The following is a 17,260-nucleotide window of genomic DNA, read 5'->3' as shown; positions in this document are numbered from 1 at the left end:
CGAGGGCTGCCTAGGCAGCCACACGTTATCTTATTCCATGTTCTTGATTAGTTCGTCGCCGAATTCTGAAGCTTTAACTTCTGTTGCGCCGTCCATTAGACGAGCGAAGTCGTAAGTTACAACTTTAGAAGCGATTGTTTTTTCCATAGATTTAACAATCATAGTAGCTGCTTCATTCCATCCTAGGTGTTCAAGCATCAATACACCAGACAAGATGACAGATGATGGATTTACTTTATCTAATCCAGCATATTTTGGAGCAGTTCCGTGAGTTGCTTCAAAGATTGCATGCCCAGTTTCGTAGTTGATGTTTGCCCCAGGAGCAATACCAATTCCACCTACTTGTGCAGCAAGTGCATCAGAAATGTAGTCACCATTTAAGTTCATTGTCGCTACAACATCAAACTCTTTTGGACGAGTTAAGATTTGTTGTAAGAAGATATCAGCAATCGCATCTTTCACGATGATTTTACCAGCTGCCTCAGCATCAGCTTGTGCTTTGTTTGCTGCTTCAGTGCCTTGCTCTTCTTTAATGCGGTCATATTGTGCCCATGTGAATACTTTATCGCCGAATTCTTTTTCAGCCAATTCATATCCCCAGTTTTTGAAAGCACCTTCTGTGAACTTCATGATGTTCCCTTTATGTACAATCGTCAGTGACTTACGTCCTTCTTTGATTGCATAATTTAGAGCAGCACGAACTAAACGAGAAGTACCTTCTTCAGAAATTGGCTTAATACCAATACCAGAAGTTTCAGGGAAACGGATTTTCTTCACACCTAATTCACTTTGAAGGAAACCGATTAGCTTTTTCACTTCATCTGAACCAGATGCATATTCGATTCCAGCATAGATATCTTCAGTATTTTCACGGAAAATAACCATGTCAGTATCTTGAGGACGCTTAACTGGAGAAGGAACACCTTCAAACCAACGTACTGGACGAAGACATACGAATAAGTCCAATTCTTGACGAAGAGCAACGTTCAATGAACGAATACCGCCTCCAACTGGAGTTGTAAGTGGACCTTTGATAGCGATCAAATACTCATTTATTACATCCAAAGTTTCTTGTGGAAGCCATTCACCTGTTTGATTGAATGCTTTTTCACCAGCAAGTACTTCTTTCCAAACAATTTTCTTCTCGCCTTTATAAGCTTTTTCTACTGCAGCATCTAATACTTTTGAAGCTGCTGCCCAAATATCTGGACCTGTTCCGTCGCCTTCGATAAATGGAACGATTGGTTGATTTGGAACATTAAGAACTCCGTCTTTTACTAAAATTTTTTCACCTTGCATTGTTTTCCCTCCATGTTCTGAAAAAAAAGTGACTGCCTAGAAAAGGGTTAAAAACACCCAAAATCCTGCATGTACACTAATTTATTTTATATACTCTTATAATTCTAACTTTTTACGAGTCAGAATTCAAAAATTAATAGACAAAAGCCATTAATCTTTGAATTCTGACTTTTTCATCCCTTAGCTTCGTTGTTCGATAGGTACGTAGCTTTGCATTCCAGGTCCAGTATAATCTGCACGTGGACGAATCAATCTATTATTTTCATATTGCTCAAGGATATGAGCAAGCCATCCAGACACACGACTTACTGCAAAGATTGGCGTGAATAAATCATGATCGATACCTAAGCTGTGATAAACAGAAGCAGAATAGAAATCTACGTTTGGTGGAAGTTTCTTTTCGCCCGTAACGATTGATTCAATCTTAGTAGACATTTCATACCAGTGGGGTTCACCAGTAAGTTCTGTCAATTTCTTCGCCATTTCACGCAAGTGTTTTGCACGTGGGTCACCATTGCGATACACACGGTGACCAAAGCCCATGATTTTTTCTTTGTTTGCAAGCTTTTCGTGAACGTAAGATTCAACATTTTCAACTGTGCCAATTTCTTTTAACATCTTCATAACAGCTTCATTTGCGCCGCCATGAAGTGGGCCTTTTAATGCACCCAGCGCAGAAGTTACACCTGAATAGATGTCTGAAAGAGTAGCCACACATACACGTGCTGTGAATGTTGAAGCGTTCAATTCATGATCAGCGTGCAATACTAATGCGTTGTCCATTGCTTTAACAGCAATTTCATCAGGCTCGTTACCAGTTAACATGTATAAGAAATTAGCTGCTAAGCTTAAATCTTTTCTTGGAGCAATAGGATCTAGACCTTTTCTAACACGAGCAAATGTTGTAACAAGTGCCGGCATTTTAGCCTGCAAACGAATAGCTTTGCGATAGTTTGCTTCTTCGTCCATCACATCTGCTTCTTCGTCATATAAACCTAATAAAGAAACAGCTGTACGTAGAGCTGCCATCGGGTGAACCTTTTCGATAGGATACATCTTAAAGTGTTCTAAAACTTCTTTTGGAAGTTCAGTATTTTCCGATAGTTGTTGCTTTAGCGTTTCTAATTCAGACTTGTTAGGCAATTTACGGTGCCAAAGTAGATATATTACTTCTTCGAAAGTAGCATTTGCAGCCAGATCATCGATATCATAGCCAACATATGTAAGTGTGTCATCAATAATGGAGCTGATTGATGATGTTGTAGCCACTACCCCTTCAAGACCACGTGTAACTGTCATAATGAATCTCTCCTTAATGTTCTGAATTCCCCAAAACCCATTTGTCTGTATACATGCAATTTTTGTAAGATCACTCCAACCTGCAAGATTGAACGCGATTCTTTTTCCGCATCACGCAGGCATTCGAATGCCTATTTATAATGAAGCCGACTATCGTCGATCCACAGACCTATTTGGAACATTTTCTTTTACCCTTTACTCGCTTTTTTCTAAACTACTATTGAGCGGTTGCTCGGAGTGTTAATAAGAAAAGAAAGCGTTTGAATTTTTTTAAACTTAAATAGTATTCCATTTCCATCCTAATATTATTAAAGGATGCGCTTTCAAGTCTTATTATAAACAATTATCAGACTTTTGTGAATGAAAAGAACTCAAAAACCATAAAAATATTATTCCACCAAAGAAAAGTCTATTTGAACACATCAAGCATTTTCATCGCCACATAGGCAATTCCAGCGCCAATAAGTGGTCCAACTGCCACCCCTTTAAATAAAGAAACGGCAAGGATTGTTCCAAATACCAGTGCTGCAGTTATTTGCGGATCATCAGCAAGCAAAGTCACTCCACCTTTGGCTAGTAATGCGACTACAATTCCTGAAACTAAAGCAATCCACGCAAAAGGTGATTTAAATGCAGCGGTTAAATCCTTCATGCCAATTTCCCCACTTGCGATAGGAGCTAAAACCGCAATGGTGATAATCGTTACACCCCAGTTAATACCTTTACCCTGAATAAAGCTAAAGGTTTTTGACTCGAAACCTGCAATCTTTAATATTAATAAGCAAATTACTGCAATGATGAGCGAAGTATTTTTGGCGATATATCCAATTACAAGCAATAGAATCAAGAAGATAATAGGCTCAGAAAACAATAAAATCACTCCCAATGTATATCTCTTATTATTTTAGCATAACGATACCGTTCTTCTTATTGAATAATTTTATCAATTACCTGAATGAAACTTTCCCCCAAAAAGTTCGTATATTAAATCATACGATATTGTGAATTTCCTATTAAGTGATACACTACAATTAACTATTATTAACATATTAAAGGAGGTTTCTATGTGAATAAGATTTATCTCTATAGATCTGTACGTTTCATTCTCGTGTTAGCCATCATTTTGATTGCATTATGGAGCTTTCTTCACATTTCAAGGCTTACATATCCCTTTCTAATCGGCTTAGGCATAGCCTACATGATGAATCCACTTGTTAACTTTTTTGAAAAGAAAGCCAGGATGCCGCGTTCACTAGCTGTCTTTACAGGAATCATCATTATTTTTGCTGTTTTTGCGGGCCTCATCACTTTACTGATAGCTGAAATTGTTTCGGGGGCTAATTATCTAGCGAATGTAGTTCCAAAGCATTTGGATACAGTCATTAACTACATAGAAAATCTTTTCGCCGCACAAATCATCCCATTATATAATCAACTGACAAGTCTGTTTAACACTCTTGAGGTCGGTCAGCAAGATACCATAATGGAAAATATTCAGAACGTTGGAACAAGCATTGCCACTACAGTTGGAGACTTTATTCAAAACTTTTTTGGTAATATACCAGTCATCCTTTCATGGTTTCCAAGCGCAGCTACTGTATTAATCTTTTCTTTGCTTGCAACATTTTTCATCAGCAAGGATTGGTTTAAATTGACTGCCATTGGTGATAAGCTTTTACCCGAAAGAGCTAAATACAGTACAAAGACCGTGTTTGCTGACCTTAAGAAAGCTTTATTTGGATTTCTAAAAGCACAATTGACTTTAATATCGATTACAACCGTCATTATTTTGATTGGATTACTGATTCTGCGGGTGGATTATGCGATTACGATTGCTCTCGTTTCAGGAATTGTTGATATCATTCCTTACTTAGGTACTGGAGCTGTTTTCATTCCTTGGATCATATATGAGGCGATTGCAGGTGACATGAGCCTGGCTATTGGACTTGGCGTTCTATACGTGGTCGTTCTTGTACAGAGACAGATCATGGAGCCAAAGATTCTTTCATCGAGTATAGGTCTTGATCCATTAGCTACATTGATTGCCTTATTTGTTGGATTTAAATTGATTGGTTTTCTTGGATTGATCGTAGGTCCAGTCGTTCTCGTTATCATTACCACATTAAACAAAGCAAATGTATTTAGGGACCTATGGGCATTCATAAAAGGAAAAGAAGCGTAAAACGCCGTCCTCCAATTTGGAGGCGGCGTTTTTTAATGTTATCGAATGATTCGCAGATTCCCTTTATCAATCCATTTTTTGAATGACGAGGTAAGCATCTTTTTAAAGAAAATTCTTGTTGGTGGAGCTAGGAGTAAAATCCCCACGATATCCGTAATGAAACCCGGCGTTAACAATAGTGTGCCTCCAATTAAAATGCAAATGCCATCAAGGACAGCATCACCAGGAATTTGTCCATAACTTAACTGTTCCTGTGCCTTCCTAATTGTTCGGATACCTTGTTTTTTTGCCAAATATGAACCAATGACTCCTGTTAAAACAATCATGGCAATCGTTGGCCAGACTCCGATCGTGTTTCCAGACAACAGAAGAATTCCCATTTCTGCAGCAGGAACAATAATGATTAATAGTAAGAATAACCGCATCCTAAAACACTCCCTCTACAGAAAACGCAGTGAAAAAGCTTTCTCTTTATATATAGGAAAAAGAAGGGAAAAAGATTCCCTTCTTTTCAAATCCACTTTAAATTATAGCACACTTGCATGACCGTTATAAATTACTCCCCTTGATGCATCAACAGTAATTTCCTGCCCATCCTTGAACATTTCCGTTGCATTTTCGACACCGACAATTACAGGAATTCCAAGGTTTAAGCCTACAACGGCAGCATGACTTGTTAATCCGCCTTCTTCCGTAATGAGGGCACTGCATTTTTCAAGGGCAGGCATCATTTCACGGTCAGAACCGATTGTGATTAGGATAGATCCCGGCTTTACTTTTTGCAAAGCTTCTTCAGCATTTTTAGCAACCACCACTTTGCCATAAGCAGATTTTCGGCCAATTCCTTGTGCTTTTACAAGAATGTCTCCAACAACATGAATTTTCATCAAGTTCGTTGTTCCAGCTTCACCTACAGGAACACCTGCTGTGATGACAACTAAATCACCATGTTTGACAATTCCACTGTTAACACTTTCTTCAACTGCTACATCTAACATTTCATCTGTAGTAGTCGCTTCTTTACCAAGCTGTGGATATACACCCCATACAAGGTTTAAGCGGCGAGAAACAGACGCATCTGAAGTTACCGCGACGATTGGCGCCTTTGGACGGTATTTGGAAATCATGCGTGCTGTGTGTCCGCTTTCCGTTGGAGTAATGATTGCACTTACTTCTAAATTCAATGCTGTATGAGCAACCGATTGACCAATAGCATCTGTAATATTATGATCCGTGTTTTTGCTTAAGTTAGAAAGAAGTTCTTTATGGTCTAACGCTGATTCAGCGCGTGAAGCAATATTGTTCATTGTTTGAACTGCTTCTACAGGATATAATCCAGCAGCTGTTTCACCTGAAAGCATGATTGCATCCGTACCATCGAAGATTGCGTTTGCTACGTCACTTGCTTCCGCACGTGTAGGTCTTGGGTTACGTTGCATAGAATCCAGCATTTGAGTAGCTGTAATAACTGGCTTACCAAGGGCATTACATTTTTTGATTAATTGCTTTTGAACAAGTGGAACTTCTTCTGCAGGAATTTCAACTCCCAAGTCACCACGAGCAACCATTAAGCCGTCAGAAATCTCAAGGATTTCATCGATGTTATCGACACCTTCTTGGTTTTCAATTTTAGGAATGATATGGATGTGAGTTGCGTTGTTGTTTTCTAATAACTGACGAATTTCAAGAACATCCTTAGCACGTCTTACGAAAGATGCAGCGATAAAATCAATGCCTTGCTCGATTCCAAATAGGATATCCTGTGTATCTTTTTCTGTAATACCAGGTAGATTTACAGAAACCCCAGGAACGTTAACACCCTTTTTGTTTTTCAATGTTCCACTGTTAAGCACGTTAACATGAATTTCGTTCGCTTCTTTATCAATTTCAGTTACTTCCAATCCAATTAGACCATCATCAAGAAGGATTCTTGAACCAACATGAACATCTTCAATCAAGCCAGGATAGGTAACTGAGAACTTTTCAGGAGTACCCTCAACTTCATTCATAGAGATGATACTTTGAGAACCTGAAGTTAATTCAAAGCCACCGTTCACCATATTGTGTGTACGGATTTCTGGTCCTTTAGTATCTAAAAGAATCGCAACAGTTTTCCCTGTAACTTCTGCTGCTTCACGAATATTTTTGATACGAGCTCCGTGTTCAGCGAAATCACCGTGCGAGAAATTTAAACGAGCTACATTCATGCCTGCATTTATAAGTTGAGTTAATTTCTCAACACTTTCACTTGCAGGTCCGATAGTACATACGATTTTTGTTTTACGAGACATGCTATTTTCCTCCTATATGTCCGATTAGATGGACAATTCTTTAGATAATTTATAAAGTTCCAAATCAACGGTATGCTTTCGACCAAGTGCTTCAATGATATCGTAATCAACTAGGATGTTTTTTTCGATTCCTACTGCGCGGCCACCCTTGCCTTCGATTAGTAATTCAACCGCTTTCGCTCCTAAACGGCTCGCTAATACGCGGTCAAATGCTGTTGGAGAACCACCACGTTGAATATGACCAAGAACTGAGACGCGAGTATCGAAGTTTGTAGCCTCTTTCAATTGCTTAGCAAATTCAACTCCGCTGCAAACTCCTTCAGCAACAACGATAATACTGTGTTTTTTCCCACGCTCATGGCCTTTTTTCAATCTAGCTGCGATTTCGTCCATATCGTAGTTTTCTTCAGGTATCAAGATTGTTTCAGCTCCACCTGCTAGTCCTGCCCACAAAGCGAGGTCTCCTGCGTCTCGACCCATTACTTCAATAATAAAAGTTCTTTCATGGGAAGTAGCTGTATCACGAATTTTATCAATTGCGTCAATAACTGTATTCAATGCTGTGTCAAATCCGATCGTAAATTCAGTACCTGGAATATCGTTATCGATTGTTCCAGGAACACCTACACATGGAAAGCCTTGTTCAGTTAGTGCCTTTGCACCGCGGTAAGATCCGTCTCCACCGATGACAACTAGTCCATCAATTCCATGCTTTTTCAATTGTTCTATGCCTTTTTGCTGGCCTTCTTTTGTTTTAAATTCTTCACAACGAGCTGAATATAGAGTTGTACCACCACGGTGAATGATATCGCCTACGGAACCAAGTTCCAACTTTTTTATGTTTCCGCTAATGAGACCTGAATAACCACCATAAATGCCATATACCTCAATTTCATGGTAAATTGCTTTACGTACAACCGCACGAACTGCTGGGTTCATACCTGGTGCATCCCCACCGCTTGTTAAGACCCCAATTCTCTTCATGAAAACCACCTCGAAATTTTAGTATTAAATATGTATACATTTGTAAGTAAATAGTAGAAAATCTACTCTAATAAGCTAAATAACTTAGTTTATTATTTACATAATTACCGGGAATATTTCTAAAATAACATGAAGAAAAATCTATAACAACATAATCATTTAATTGTTATCAATAGACGTAATTATCAGTTAAATGAAAGCGTTTCATATCTAAATGTAATCGTTTACACGATGTATTCGGTGAACTTTTTGTGTCGTCATTCTTTTTACAAAAATAAAGCGTGCTTCATAGCACGCTTTTAATTTACCCCGATATATTCTTTTAAAAACGAATATTGTCCCATCGTTTTATATTTCTCATAGCGATGGTTGGTCAATTGTTCTTCTGAAAGCTGAGACAGTTCAATGAGAGATGTCTTCAAGACTTCCTTAATTTCTTCAGCTTGTTCTTTCGTATCTTTATGCGCGCCGCCTTTCACTTCAGGAATGATTTCGTCGATGACACCAAGTTCCTTCAAGTCAGGAGCTGTGATGCGCATCGTTTCTGCAGCGCGCTTAGCCTGACTAGCATCTTTCCATAAAAGTGCAGCTGCTCCTTCTGGAGAAATAACGGAGTACGTGGAATTCTCAAGCATATGAATATGGTTACCTACTCCTAATGCCAATGCCCCACCACTACCACCTTCACCAATAACGATACAAATAACAGGTACCTTCAAGCTTGCCATCTCAAATAAATTTCTTGCGATAGCTTCACTTTGACCTCGTTCTTCCGCTGCCTTACCTGGATAAGCACCCTTTGTATCAATGAAACAAATGATGGGTCTTCTGAACTTCTCAGCTTGTTTCATCAGTCTTAGAGCTTTTCTATACCCTTCAGGATGAGGCATTCCAAAATTCCTGCGAATATTTTCTTTTGTATCCTTACCACGTTGGTGACCAATTACAGTTACAGGCATACCTTGGAATTTTGCGATTCCTCCAACAATGGCTTCATCGTCGCCAAAATACCGATCTCCGTGGCATTCAAAGAATCCTTCAAATAGATAAGAAATATAATCCAGGGTAGTAGGCCTGCTTGGATGACGGGCAATTTGAACACGGTCCCATGGTTTTATATTTTCGTAAATACTTTTCTCCAACTTTTCAAGGCGCGCTTCTAGCTTATCGATTTCTGAAGATAGGTCGACATCGGCACTTTTCGAAAATTCCTTAATCTCTAAGATCTTTTTTCGCAATTCAACGACTGGACGTTCAAACTCAAGTTCTCCTACCACTTTAGCTCACCACCTGGCTGATGTATTTCGAGAATATTGGCTATTTGTTCTTTCATATCTACACGAGAAATAACGGCGTCCAACTGACCGTGTTTTAGTAAAAATTCTGCAGTTTGAAAGTCTTCAGGTAAGTCTTCACGAATCGTCTGTTCAATGATTCTTCGGCCTGCAAATCCAATTAACGCACCAGGTTCAGCAAAGTTATAATCACCTAGAGATGCAAAACTTGCTGAAACCCCTCCCGTTGTCGGATGAGTCATAATCGAGATGATTAAGCCACCGTTATCACTAAATCTCTTTAAGGCTACGCTCGTTTTGGCCATTTGCATCAAACTGAGGACACCTTCCTGCATCCTAGCACCACCAGAAGCGGTAAAAATAATAAAGGGAATAGAAAGTTCATCCGCCTTCTCTATTGCTCTTGTGATTTTTTCACCGACAACAGAACCCATACTTCCCATTCGAAACGTTGCATCCATAATAGCGACAGCTGCCTTCAGACCATTAACTTGTCCAATTCCAGTTCGTACTGCTTCGTTGATACCTGTTTTTTCACGGTCTTTTTCCACTTTTTCAATATAATCAGGGAAATGTAGTGGGTTTTCACTAATCATATTTGCATCCATTTCTACGAAGCTATCTTCATCAAAAAAGCTTTCAAGTCTTTCTGTTGAATTCATGGAATGATGATATTCACAATGTAGACAAACCTTTAAGTTCTTCATTAATTCTTTTGTATACATTATTTTTTTACATTTAGGACACTTCGTCATGATCCCTTCAGGAACATCCTGTTTGGCCGTTTCAGCTGGAATCGTAGCGTATTTCTTCTTCTTTGATTTTGTAAATAGTTCTTTTAGCAAGATGAAACCTCCCCCGTTCGTGAAACTTACACAAGTCACCATTTTGAAAAAGTTCATGTGACATGACAGTATAGTCAAAAATATCTTGAAAGATTACTATTCCCTTAAATTCCCTCGAGTGGTCAGACCACTAAGGGATAAAAAATGCCCGCTTGACCAGGGCTTAAGCTTGTCTCTATTACATTAAAGGTTTTTTACATAATATACTGTTGTTTTCTGTCGTTAGGAATTCGACATCTTCCTTAACTTCCTGTAGGCTTCAAGCGTCATTTTTTCATTTTGATTTGCTAATGCCTCAATTAAAACAAGATAATCGGACCTTTCAAAACTTAATTCATCAAAAGAAAGTGATCGATAATAGTCTTTTAGGATAAGCCATATTCGTGAAAATAAGTGATTCTCCGCCAAACGTACAATGTATGAAAAGAATTGATCGTCGTCAATCACATTTTCCCTTAAAAGTCCTTTTAATTCAGCAATGCGTATGCCATTCCCTTTTTGCAAGGCTAAACGAAGACAATCCATTTCAATGAAATACTTCGTTTCCACTACGTCGTACTTTGCCTTCTCATCTTGAAGGATGAAAGTGCTTAGTAGCTGAACAAGTTGATTTCCTTTAAAATCCCTGATAAATGTCCCTTCTCCACGTCTCGTTTCAATGAGTCCGAGAAGTTCCAACGCTCGTAATGCTTCGCGAACGGAAGAGCGCCCAACATTCAGGCGCTCAGATAATTCTCGTTCTGAAGGTAGTTTATCACCGGATTTTAATCCATCTGCTGATATCATCGTACGCAGATGCTTCACGATCTCTATATATACTTTCGAGCTTTGCTTAGCTGTTTCCACGCTTTTCGTCACTCACTCTTGCCAATAATCGCGAGTCTCATTGTCTTTTCCATGATTTCTTTCGGATCCACTTTAATTCTAGCGACTCCTGTCTCCATAGCAGCCTTAGCTACTGCAGCTGCAACGTGTGGAGCAACTCGAGGATCAAACGGTCCAGGGATGACATAGTCGGCATTAAGTTCGTCTTCATGAACCAAGCTTGCGATGGCCTCAACAGCAGCCACTTTCATTTTTTCATTAATGTGTGTGGCACGAACATCAAGAGCACCTCTGAATATTCCAGGGAATGCTAACACATTGTTTACCTGATTTGGGAAGTCAGAACGTCCTGTTCCCACTACTTTTGCACCAGCTTCTTTGGCTTCCTCTGGCATTAATTCAGGTACCGGATTAGCCATTGCAAAAATGACAGCATCGGAGTTCATCGTCTGAACCATTTCTTTTGTCAATGCTCCTGCAACAGAAACTCCGATAAATACATCTGCGCCTTTGATGACGTCTCCCAAATTCCCTTTAAGGTTTTCACGATTTGTGAACTTTGCCACTTCGTCTTTAATCTTGTTCATACCTTGAGGGCGACCTTCATAAATAGCGCCTTTTGTATCACACATTATTATGTCTCTAACACCATAGCTATATAAAAGCTTAATGATGGCAATTCCGGCAGCACCGGCACCATTTGCAACTACTTTGATTTCAGTCATTTTTTTACCAATAAGCTTCAATGCATTCACTAGTCCTGCTACGGTAACGATTGCCGTACCATGCTGGTCATCGTGGAAAATTGGTATATTTGTTTCCTTTTTTAATCTTTCCTCAATTTCAAAACAGTTCGGCGCTGCAATATCTTCAAGATTTACTCCACCGAATGTAGGCTCTAAAAGCTTGACTGTTTCTACAATTTTATCAACATCAGTTGTATTTAAACAAATAGGAAATGCATCTACCCCAGCAAAGCTTTTGAAAAGAACTGCTTTTCCTTCCATAACTGGCAGAGCGGCTTCAGGTCCAATGTTTCCGAGGCCAAGTACTGCTGTTCCATCGGAAACGACTGCAACCATATTCCCTTTCATCGTGTAATCATAAACAGTTTCAGGCTTATCGTAGATCTCTTTGCATGGTTCAGCAACCCCAGGAGAATAAGCAAGGCTTAAATCCTTAGCATTCCTAACTTGCACTTTAGATTTAGATTCTAATTTCCCTTTATGGATTCTATGCATGTGCAAAGATTCTTCACGTAATGTCACGTTTCATGTCACTCCTTAATATTTTTGAAAGAGAATCTCTCATTCAAAACAGACTATAGTGGTCTGACCACATAATCTCCTATCCAATATATCACATCTTCATTCTTTGTAAATAGTTATTCTCTCAAGATAACATTATTTGTTCCTAAGAAGTCCCTTAATTTTATTAATAATGACGGCGTGGGACTAACTCCAAACTCTTTTGTTAATCGAACTGATTTTTTGGATGACTCATAAAATAAGACAACATCTGTATCGCCTTTATCATCTTTGAGCATTTCTTTTAAGGCTTTAAGACCATCAGGCGTATTTCTCTTTTCTTCGATTTTCAAGTATAAAACCTTTTCCAAGACAGATTTAGATTTTAACCATTCGTCCATCTCGATAACATTTTGTATCAATAACTGCCACTTTCCGTCCCGTTCTTCTACCTTTCCTTCGAGGACAACTATTTCCCCTTGATTCATTAAGGTAGACGATTTCTTGAAAACAGTAGGAAAAGCGATTGCTTCCATTTCATCAGTTGAATCACTGACGGTCAAAAATGCCATGGCTTCGCCTTTTTTTGTTCGTATTTTCTTCACTTCTGTAATATAGACTCCGGTCGAACACCATTTCTTTTGCTGATCCAGTTCGAATAATGACGATGCACCCTTCTTTTTCAGTTCCTGTTCATAAGCTGAAAGAGGATGATCAGACAAATATAAACCGAGAGCCAGTTTCTCATGATAAAGCTTGTCTTCAATCCGTATTGTGTCCACTTCGACATACTTAGGCTTTAGAGAAAATTCATCATCCGCAAATAGGTCAAATTGGTTATCATCATCAGGCTTAACAAGCTGTGCATGTTCAATGGCCACATCAAGGCTTGCCAGCAGGACTGCACGATCCTCCCCAAACTCGTCAAAGCATCCCGAATGCACTAAAGTTTCAAGTATCTTACGATTGACTATCTTCATAGAAACTCTTATGCAAAAATCAAATAAGTCATCGAACTTTTTTTGTTTTCTTGCTTGAAGTATTTCTTTAATGACAGTCGAGCCAACACCTTTTATCGCAGACAGACTATAGCGGATTGAGTTCGTCTCTACTTGAAAACGATAGCTGCTTTTATTGATAGATGGTGCGAGGACACTTATACCATTTTGTTTTAATTCACGAATATATTGTGTAATTCTTATATCATTTCCAATAGATGCGGAAAGTAATTCTGCCATGAAATAAGAAAAATAATGCGCTTTTAAATAGGCTAGCTGGTAAGAGATTACACTATAAGCTACAGCATGACTTCGATTGAATCCATAATTCGCAAATTTTACGATCAAATCATAGATTTCATCGGCCAATTTTTCTGTGTATCCTTGCTGTAGTGAACCTTTTATAAAGTGCTGACGTTCTTTGTCTAGAACTTCTTTCTTCTTTTTACCTACTGCACGTCTAAGTAAATCAGCTTCTCCAAGCGAGAAGCCCGCCATTTTATAGGCAATTTGCATGATTTGCTCTTGGTAAACAATTACACCATATGTTTTTTCCAATATCGGCTTTAAATCAGGATGTGGATAGACAATCTCCTCTTTACCATGCTTACGATCGATAAAAGAAGGGATATTCTCCATTGGACCTGGTCTATATAAAGCGTTAACTGCCACGATATCTTCAAAACTAGTTGGTTTTAAACGCGTTAATACTTTTTTCATTCCTTCAGATTCCAGTTGGAAGATTCCTGATGTTTCGCCTCTTGCTAATAACTCGAATGTTTTTTCATCATTTAAAGGGATGGAACGTATATCTAGTTTCTCTCCCTTTTTTTTACGAATGGAATCGAGAATCGAACCAATAAGAGTTAAATTTCTCAGTCCGAGAAAATCCATTTTAAGAAGGCCAATTTCTTCAAGATATTCCATGGAGTACTGAGTCAAATAGATTCCATTATGTCCTTTTTGAATTGGTACTAGTTCGACAAGTGGTTTTTCGCTAATGACCACTCCAGCTGCGTGGGTGGAAATATGCCTTGGAAGCCCCTCGAGTTTTAGAGCCGTTTCAAACAACCTGGCATTAAGATTGTTTTCATTGACGAATGTCCTTAAAGCTTGCGATTCGTTGTAAGCAGCCTCAAGCGATATACCGAGGCGGGAAGGAACCAATCTAGAAAGCATGTCCAACTCTTTTGGATTTAGTCCGAACGCTCTTCCGACATCCCTTAAGGCAGCTTTCGTGGCCATTGTTCCAAAGGTTACGATTTGTGCAACATGCAACTCCCCATATTTAGCGGCAACATATTCAATCACTTCATCCCGACGGTGATCAGGAAAGTCGATATCGATATCTGGCATAGATATCCTCTCGGGATTCAAGAATCGCTCGAATAATAGTTCATGTTCTATAGGGTCAACATCGGTAATTTGCAAAGCATAGGCGACGAGTGAACCTGCAGCAGAACCCCTCCCAGGTCCAGTTAATATTCCTTTAGACCTTGCAAAACTCATAAAATCCCAAACAATTAAAAAGTAATCGCTAAACTTCATCTTCTTAATAACAGAGAGCTCGTACTTTAATCGTGATAGATGGAGTTCCTGTACTTGTGTGTACCGCTTTTCCAATCCTTCATGACAAAGCCGTTCAAGTAATTCTTCTGAACTCTCTCCTGCTTGTACTGGGTATTTAGGGAGCAACTGTCTGTTAAGTTCAAGTAACACATTACATCTCTCAGTGATTGTTATTGTATTTTCCAAAGCCTCAGGAAAGTCAGACAAGCATTCTGTCATTTCATCCACTGTCTTTAGGTAGTATTGGTTACTTGGTAACGTCTCACGATGTTCGTCCTGCAGCTTTTCACCATTTTTAATGGCAAGCAAACATTCCTGAGCAAACGAATCTTCTTTTTCTAAATAATAAACGGAATTGGTACCAACTAAAGGAATTCCAAATCTATCCGTAAACGTTTTGACTAATTGATTCAATTCTTGCTCGCCTGTTAGTCTCTGATCTTGTATGGCAAAAAAGAGGTTGCTTTCTGAGAATATACTTTTAAACTTAGTCAGAGTTTCTTCAGCCGCAGAAAGGTTACCTTCTAATAAGTAATTTTCTATTTCCCCCTCTTTTCCAGGGCTAATGGCAACAAGTCCGGCAGAATAATGCTTCAGCCATTTGAGAGGTATTCCGTTTTCTGCCTTTGTTTGGACGACACTGCTGATTTTCAATAAATTTTCAAATCCGGAATTATTTTCAGCTAAAAGAATAAGAGGAAAAGAACTTGTGGGGTTGATTTCACTTTCAACATCAACGGTTAATCCTAAAATTGGCTTGATTTGTTGTTTTAAGCACTCTTTATAAAAGGCAACTGTGCCATGCATCACATTGCGGTCGGTAAGTGCAATCGCATTGAAGCCTTTACTTTTTGCATTTGATACCAAATCTTCCACTTTTGCTGTACTCGTTAATAAACTAAATGCACTATAAACATGCAGGTGAATAAAAGACACTTTTTTCACACCCTTATAAACTACCTTTATCCTTCTATTATAAATCTTCATTTTAAAAAAAGAAAATATGTTCTGTTTTTATTTGAATGTTTTCGTTAACATTGTTGCTATTTATCAAATAGATTGTAGTAGTTGATTTCCACTCCAGGATGCTCGCTTTCCGCGTTACGAATTATGAAAAAGCCTTAATGCCGGCTTTTTCATGGACAAATTCGTCTTGGGCGTGCGGTGAGCCTCCTCGGCGCAAATGCGCCTGCGGGGTCTCACCTGTCCCGCTATTCCCGCAGGAGTCTCGCACCTTCCGCTCCAATCAACTTCAATGTTAATGACTTGTTCTCAAAAAACTTATTTAAAAAACAACAATCTTTTAGAAAAGAGCCTTTATTTTAGTTCTCTGTTAAGCTTGCCTGTTGATTTCCGCTCCAGACGCTTGCTTTCCGCTCCAATCAACAAAGTGCAACAAATCAACAATGTACTTTAACATTACCAATTTAGAAAAGCGGAAGATCCAATTGGACATATTCGGCTATGTTCGTCCATAAAATGGATTAAGGAAGTAAATTTGCAGGATGAGGACGGTTAAAGGAATGAAAGAAATCGGTTTTTTTCCTACTTTTATAGAGAGTTACTTTATCGCACTCGGAGTTTTATTAGGCGGTGCCCTCATTGGTGCCATGGCTGCATTCTTAACGGGTCAGCCCCCTATGACTGCAATATTCCGAATTGCATCCTCTTTAAAAATTTGGGCCATCGTTGCGGCGATTGGTGGAACTTTTGATACTGTTTATAGTTTTGAAAAAGGTCTATTTAATGCAGACACAAAGGATTTATTCAAACAGTTCCTGTTGATTATGTCCGCTATGGGAGGCGCTCAAACGGGAGCAACAATTCTTAGCTGGCTTACACAGGAGCATATATCCTAATGAGGATTCCGCCGTTTTATAGACAGTCATCGTGGCAGCGTCTTTTTGGAGGAATGGCCATCGGAGCGATAATCAGTTGGCTCGTATTTATATACATTTATGGAGTTCTCCAAGAAAAACAGGCAAAATTACTCCATAAACAAAGCGATACGATAATGGAGCTTAAAAGTGACATAAAGATATGGCAAGATGAATTTCAAGCTTTAAATAAGAAAAACATGGAACAATTAACAGTTCAAAAAATAAGTGTCAAAATAGCGAATGGGGATAAATACGATGAGTTGGATGCTTTCAGTATTTTTGAGGTAGAGCAAGAGATTAACGAGGATCTCGATGTGATGAAAGCAAAGGATCTAGAGTCTGTGTTTAAAAGCAGGTCGCTTCTAAAAAAAGCAATTGAAAACAAGACGGTTAAGATAAATGACAAAAGATACCGTCTTCAAGTAAAGGAAGTATTCATTTACACTACTTTATCCATTCAAGTGAATCTCCTTCTGGAGTGAGTGGAGATTCATGCAGTATGAATAAACAATAAGGGGGATGACTCGATTCGAGCCATCCCCTTTT

Annotated in this window: 15 protein-coding genes; 3 read left to right on the top strand and 12 right to left on the bottom strand. The window is 38.8% G+C overall.

The features are described from left to right. Positions 1-30: 30 nt before the first annotated feature. The 3 genes from icd to BMZ31_RS05980 form a co-directional block, all read right to left on the bottom strand. Positions 31-1,299, bottom strand: a complete 1,269-nt coding sequence (gene icd / locus BMZ31_RS05990; protein ID WP_090830823.1) for an NADP-dependent isocitrate dehydrogenase — start codon at positions 1,297-1,299, stop codon at positions 31-33. A gap of 180 nt (positions 1,300-1,479) precedes the next feature. Beyond that, the gene (citZ, locus tag BMZ31_RS05985) at positions 1,480-2,598 is read right to left on the bottom strand and encodes a citrate synthase (RefSeq protein ID WP_090830822.1); all 1,119 of its coding nucleotides are present in this window, start codon (positions 2,596-2,598) and stop codon (positions 1,480-1,482) included. A 409-nt stretch (positions 2,599-3,007) separates the two neighbouring features. Beyond that, the gene (locus BMZ31_RS05980) at positions 3,008-3,469 is read right to left on the bottom strand and encodes a DUF441 domain-containing protein (RefSeq protein ID WP_090831376.1); all 462 of its coding nucleotides are present in this window, start codon (positions 3,467-3,469) and stop codon (positions 3,008-3,010) included. A gap of 195 nt (positions 3,470-3,664) precedes the next feature. Here BMZ31_RS05980 and ytvI point away from each other — a divergent pair, with 195 nt between their 5' ends. After that, positions 3,665-4,780 (top strand): sporulation integral membrane protein YtvI, encoded by a 1,116-nt coding sequence (gene ytvI, locus BMZ31_RS05975; protein ID WP_090830821.1) that lies wholly within the window; start codon positions 3,665-3,667, stop codon positions 4,778-4,780. 38 nt (positions 4,781-4,818) lie between these two features. On the opposite strand, the gene BMZ31_RS05970 is transcribed toward ytvI, so the two are convergent. From BMZ31_RS05970 to BMZ31_RS20895, 9 genes are all read right to left on the bottom strand, one after another. Beyond that, complete coding sequence (locus BMZ31_RS05970) at positions 4,819-5,205, bottom strand: FxsA family protein (protein ID WP_090830820.1); 387 nt, start codon at positions 5,203-5,205, stop codon at positions 4,819-4,821. 102 nt (positions 5,206-5,307) lie between these two features. Continuing rightward, on the bottom strand, positions 5,308-7,071 hold the full coding sequence (pyk, locus tag BMZ31_RS05965; protein WP_090830819.1) for a pyruvate kinase: 1,764 nt from the start codon (positions 7,069-7,071) through the stop codon (positions 5,308-5,310). Positions 7,072-7,095: 24 nt separating this feature from the next. Further along, positions 7,096-8,055: a 6-phosphofructokinase gene (gene pfkA / locus BMZ31_RS05960; protein WP_090830818.1), complete on the bottom strand. Its 960-nt coding sequence runs from the start codon at positions 8,053-8,055 to the stop codon at positions 7,096-7,098. 299 nt (positions 8,056-8,354) lie between these two features. Beyond that, positions 8,355-9,332, bottom strand: coding sequence for an acetyl-CoA carboxylase carboxyl transferase subunit alpha (gene accA, locus BMZ31_RS05955; RefSeq protein WP_090830817.1), 978 nt, complete (start codon positions 9,330-9,332; stop codon positions 8,355-8,357). After that, complete coding sequence (gene accD / locus BMZ31_RS05950) at positions 9,326-10,195, bottom strand: acetyl-CoA carboxylase, carboxyltransferase subunit beta (protein ID WP_090830816.1); 870 nt, start codon at positions 10,193-10,195, stop codon at positions 9,326-9,328. Before accD ends, accA begins: the two co-directional genes overlap by 7 nt. 222 nt (positions 10,196-10,417) lie before the next feature. Then, complete coding sequence (locus BMZ31_RS05945) at positions 10,418-11,053, bottom strand: FadR/GntR family transcriptional regulator (protein WP_302846836.1); 636 nt, start codon at positions 11,051-11,053, stop codon at positions 10,418-10,420. Further along, a complete protein-coding gene (locus BMZ31_RS05940; protein WP_090830815.1) occupies positions 11,050-12,288 on the bottom strand; it encodes an NADP-dependent malic enzyme in 1,239 nt (412 codons plus the stop codon). The genes BMZ31_RS05945 and BMZ31_RS05940 overlap by 4 nt, the downstream gene beginning before the upstream one ends. 116 nt (positions 12,289-12,404) lie before the next feature. Next, the gene (gene dnaE / locus BMZ31_RS05935; RefSeq protein ID WP_090830814.1) at positions 12,405-15,770 is read right to left on the bottom strand and encodes a DNA polymerase III subunit alpha; all 3,366 of its coding nucleotides are present in this window, start codon (positions 15,768-15,770) and stop codon (positions 12,405-12,407) included. Positions 15,771-16,167: 397 nt separating this feature from the next. Then, the gene (locus BMZ31_RS20895) at positions 16,168-16,290 is read right to left on the bottom strand and encodes a hypothetical protein (protein WP_302846835.1); all 123 of its coding nucleotides are present in this window, start codon (positions 16,288-16,290) and stop codon (positions 16,168-16,170) included. A 67-nt stretch (positions 16,291-16,357) separates the two neighbouring features. Between BMZ31_RS20895 and BMZ31_RS05930 the strand changes: the two genes are divergently transcribed. Both BMZ31_RS05930 and ytrI read left to right on the top strand, forming a co-directional pair. Further along, a complete protein-coding gene (locus tag BMZ31_RS05930; RefSeq protein ID WP_090831374.1) occupies positions 16,358-16,693 on the top strand; it encodes a sporulation membrane protein YtrH in 336 nt (111 codons plus the stop codon). Further along, entirely contained in the window at positions 16,693-17,196 is a 504-nt protein-coding gene (ytrI, locus tag BMZ31_RS05925) for a sporulation membrane protein YtrI (protein WP_090830813.1), read from the top strand. Before BMZ31_RS05930 ends, ytrI begins: the two co-directional genes overlap by 1 nt. The last annotated feature ends 64 nt before the right edge of the window (positions 17,197-17,260 follow it).

The sequence above is a fragment of the Bacillus sp. cl95 genome (genome assembly GCF_900115925.1).
In the GTDB taxonomy this organism is placed as follows: domain Bacteria; phylum Bacillota; class Bacilli; order Bacillales; family Cytobacillaceae; genus Neobacillus_A.
The sequence above is the reverse complement of the archived record's forward strand: the minus strand, read 5'-3'. Positions and strand labels throughout refer to the sequence as shown.

Excerpts from the sequence above, each read along its gene's own strand:
- icd (WP_090830823.1), bottom strand. The coding sequence starts at position 1,299 with ATGCAAGGTGAAAAAATTTTAGTAAAAGACGGAGTTCTTAATGTTCCA.
- citZ (WP_090830822.1), bottom strand. The coding sequence starts at position 2,598 with ATGACAGTTACACGTGGTCTTGAAGGGGTAGTGGCTACAACATCATCA.
- BMZ31_RS05970 (WP_090830820.1), bottom strand. The coding sequence starts at position 5,205 with ATGCGGTTATTCTTACTATTAATCATTATTGTTCCTGCTGCAGAAATG.
- pyk (WP_090830819.1), bottom strand. The coding sequence starts at position 7,071 with ATGTCTCGTAAAACAAAAATCGTATGTACTATCGGACCTGCAAGTGAA.
- pfkA (WP_090830818.1), bottom strand. The coding sequence starts at position 8,055 with ATGAAGAGAATTGGGGTCTTAACAAGCGGTGGGGATGCACCAGGTATG.
- BMZ31_RS20895 (WP_302846835.1), bottom strand. The coding sequence starts at position 16,290 with ATGTCCAATTGGATCTTCCGCTTTTCTAAATTGGTAATGTTAAAGTAC.
- BMZ31_RS05930 (WP_090831374.1), top strand. The coding sequence starts at position 16,358 with ATGAAAGAAATCGGTTTTTTTCCTACTTTTATAGAGAGTTACTTTATC.
- ytrI (WP_090830813.1), top strand. The coding sequence starts at position 16,693 with ATGAGGATTCCGCCGTTTTATAGACAGTCATCGTGGCAGCGTCTTTTT.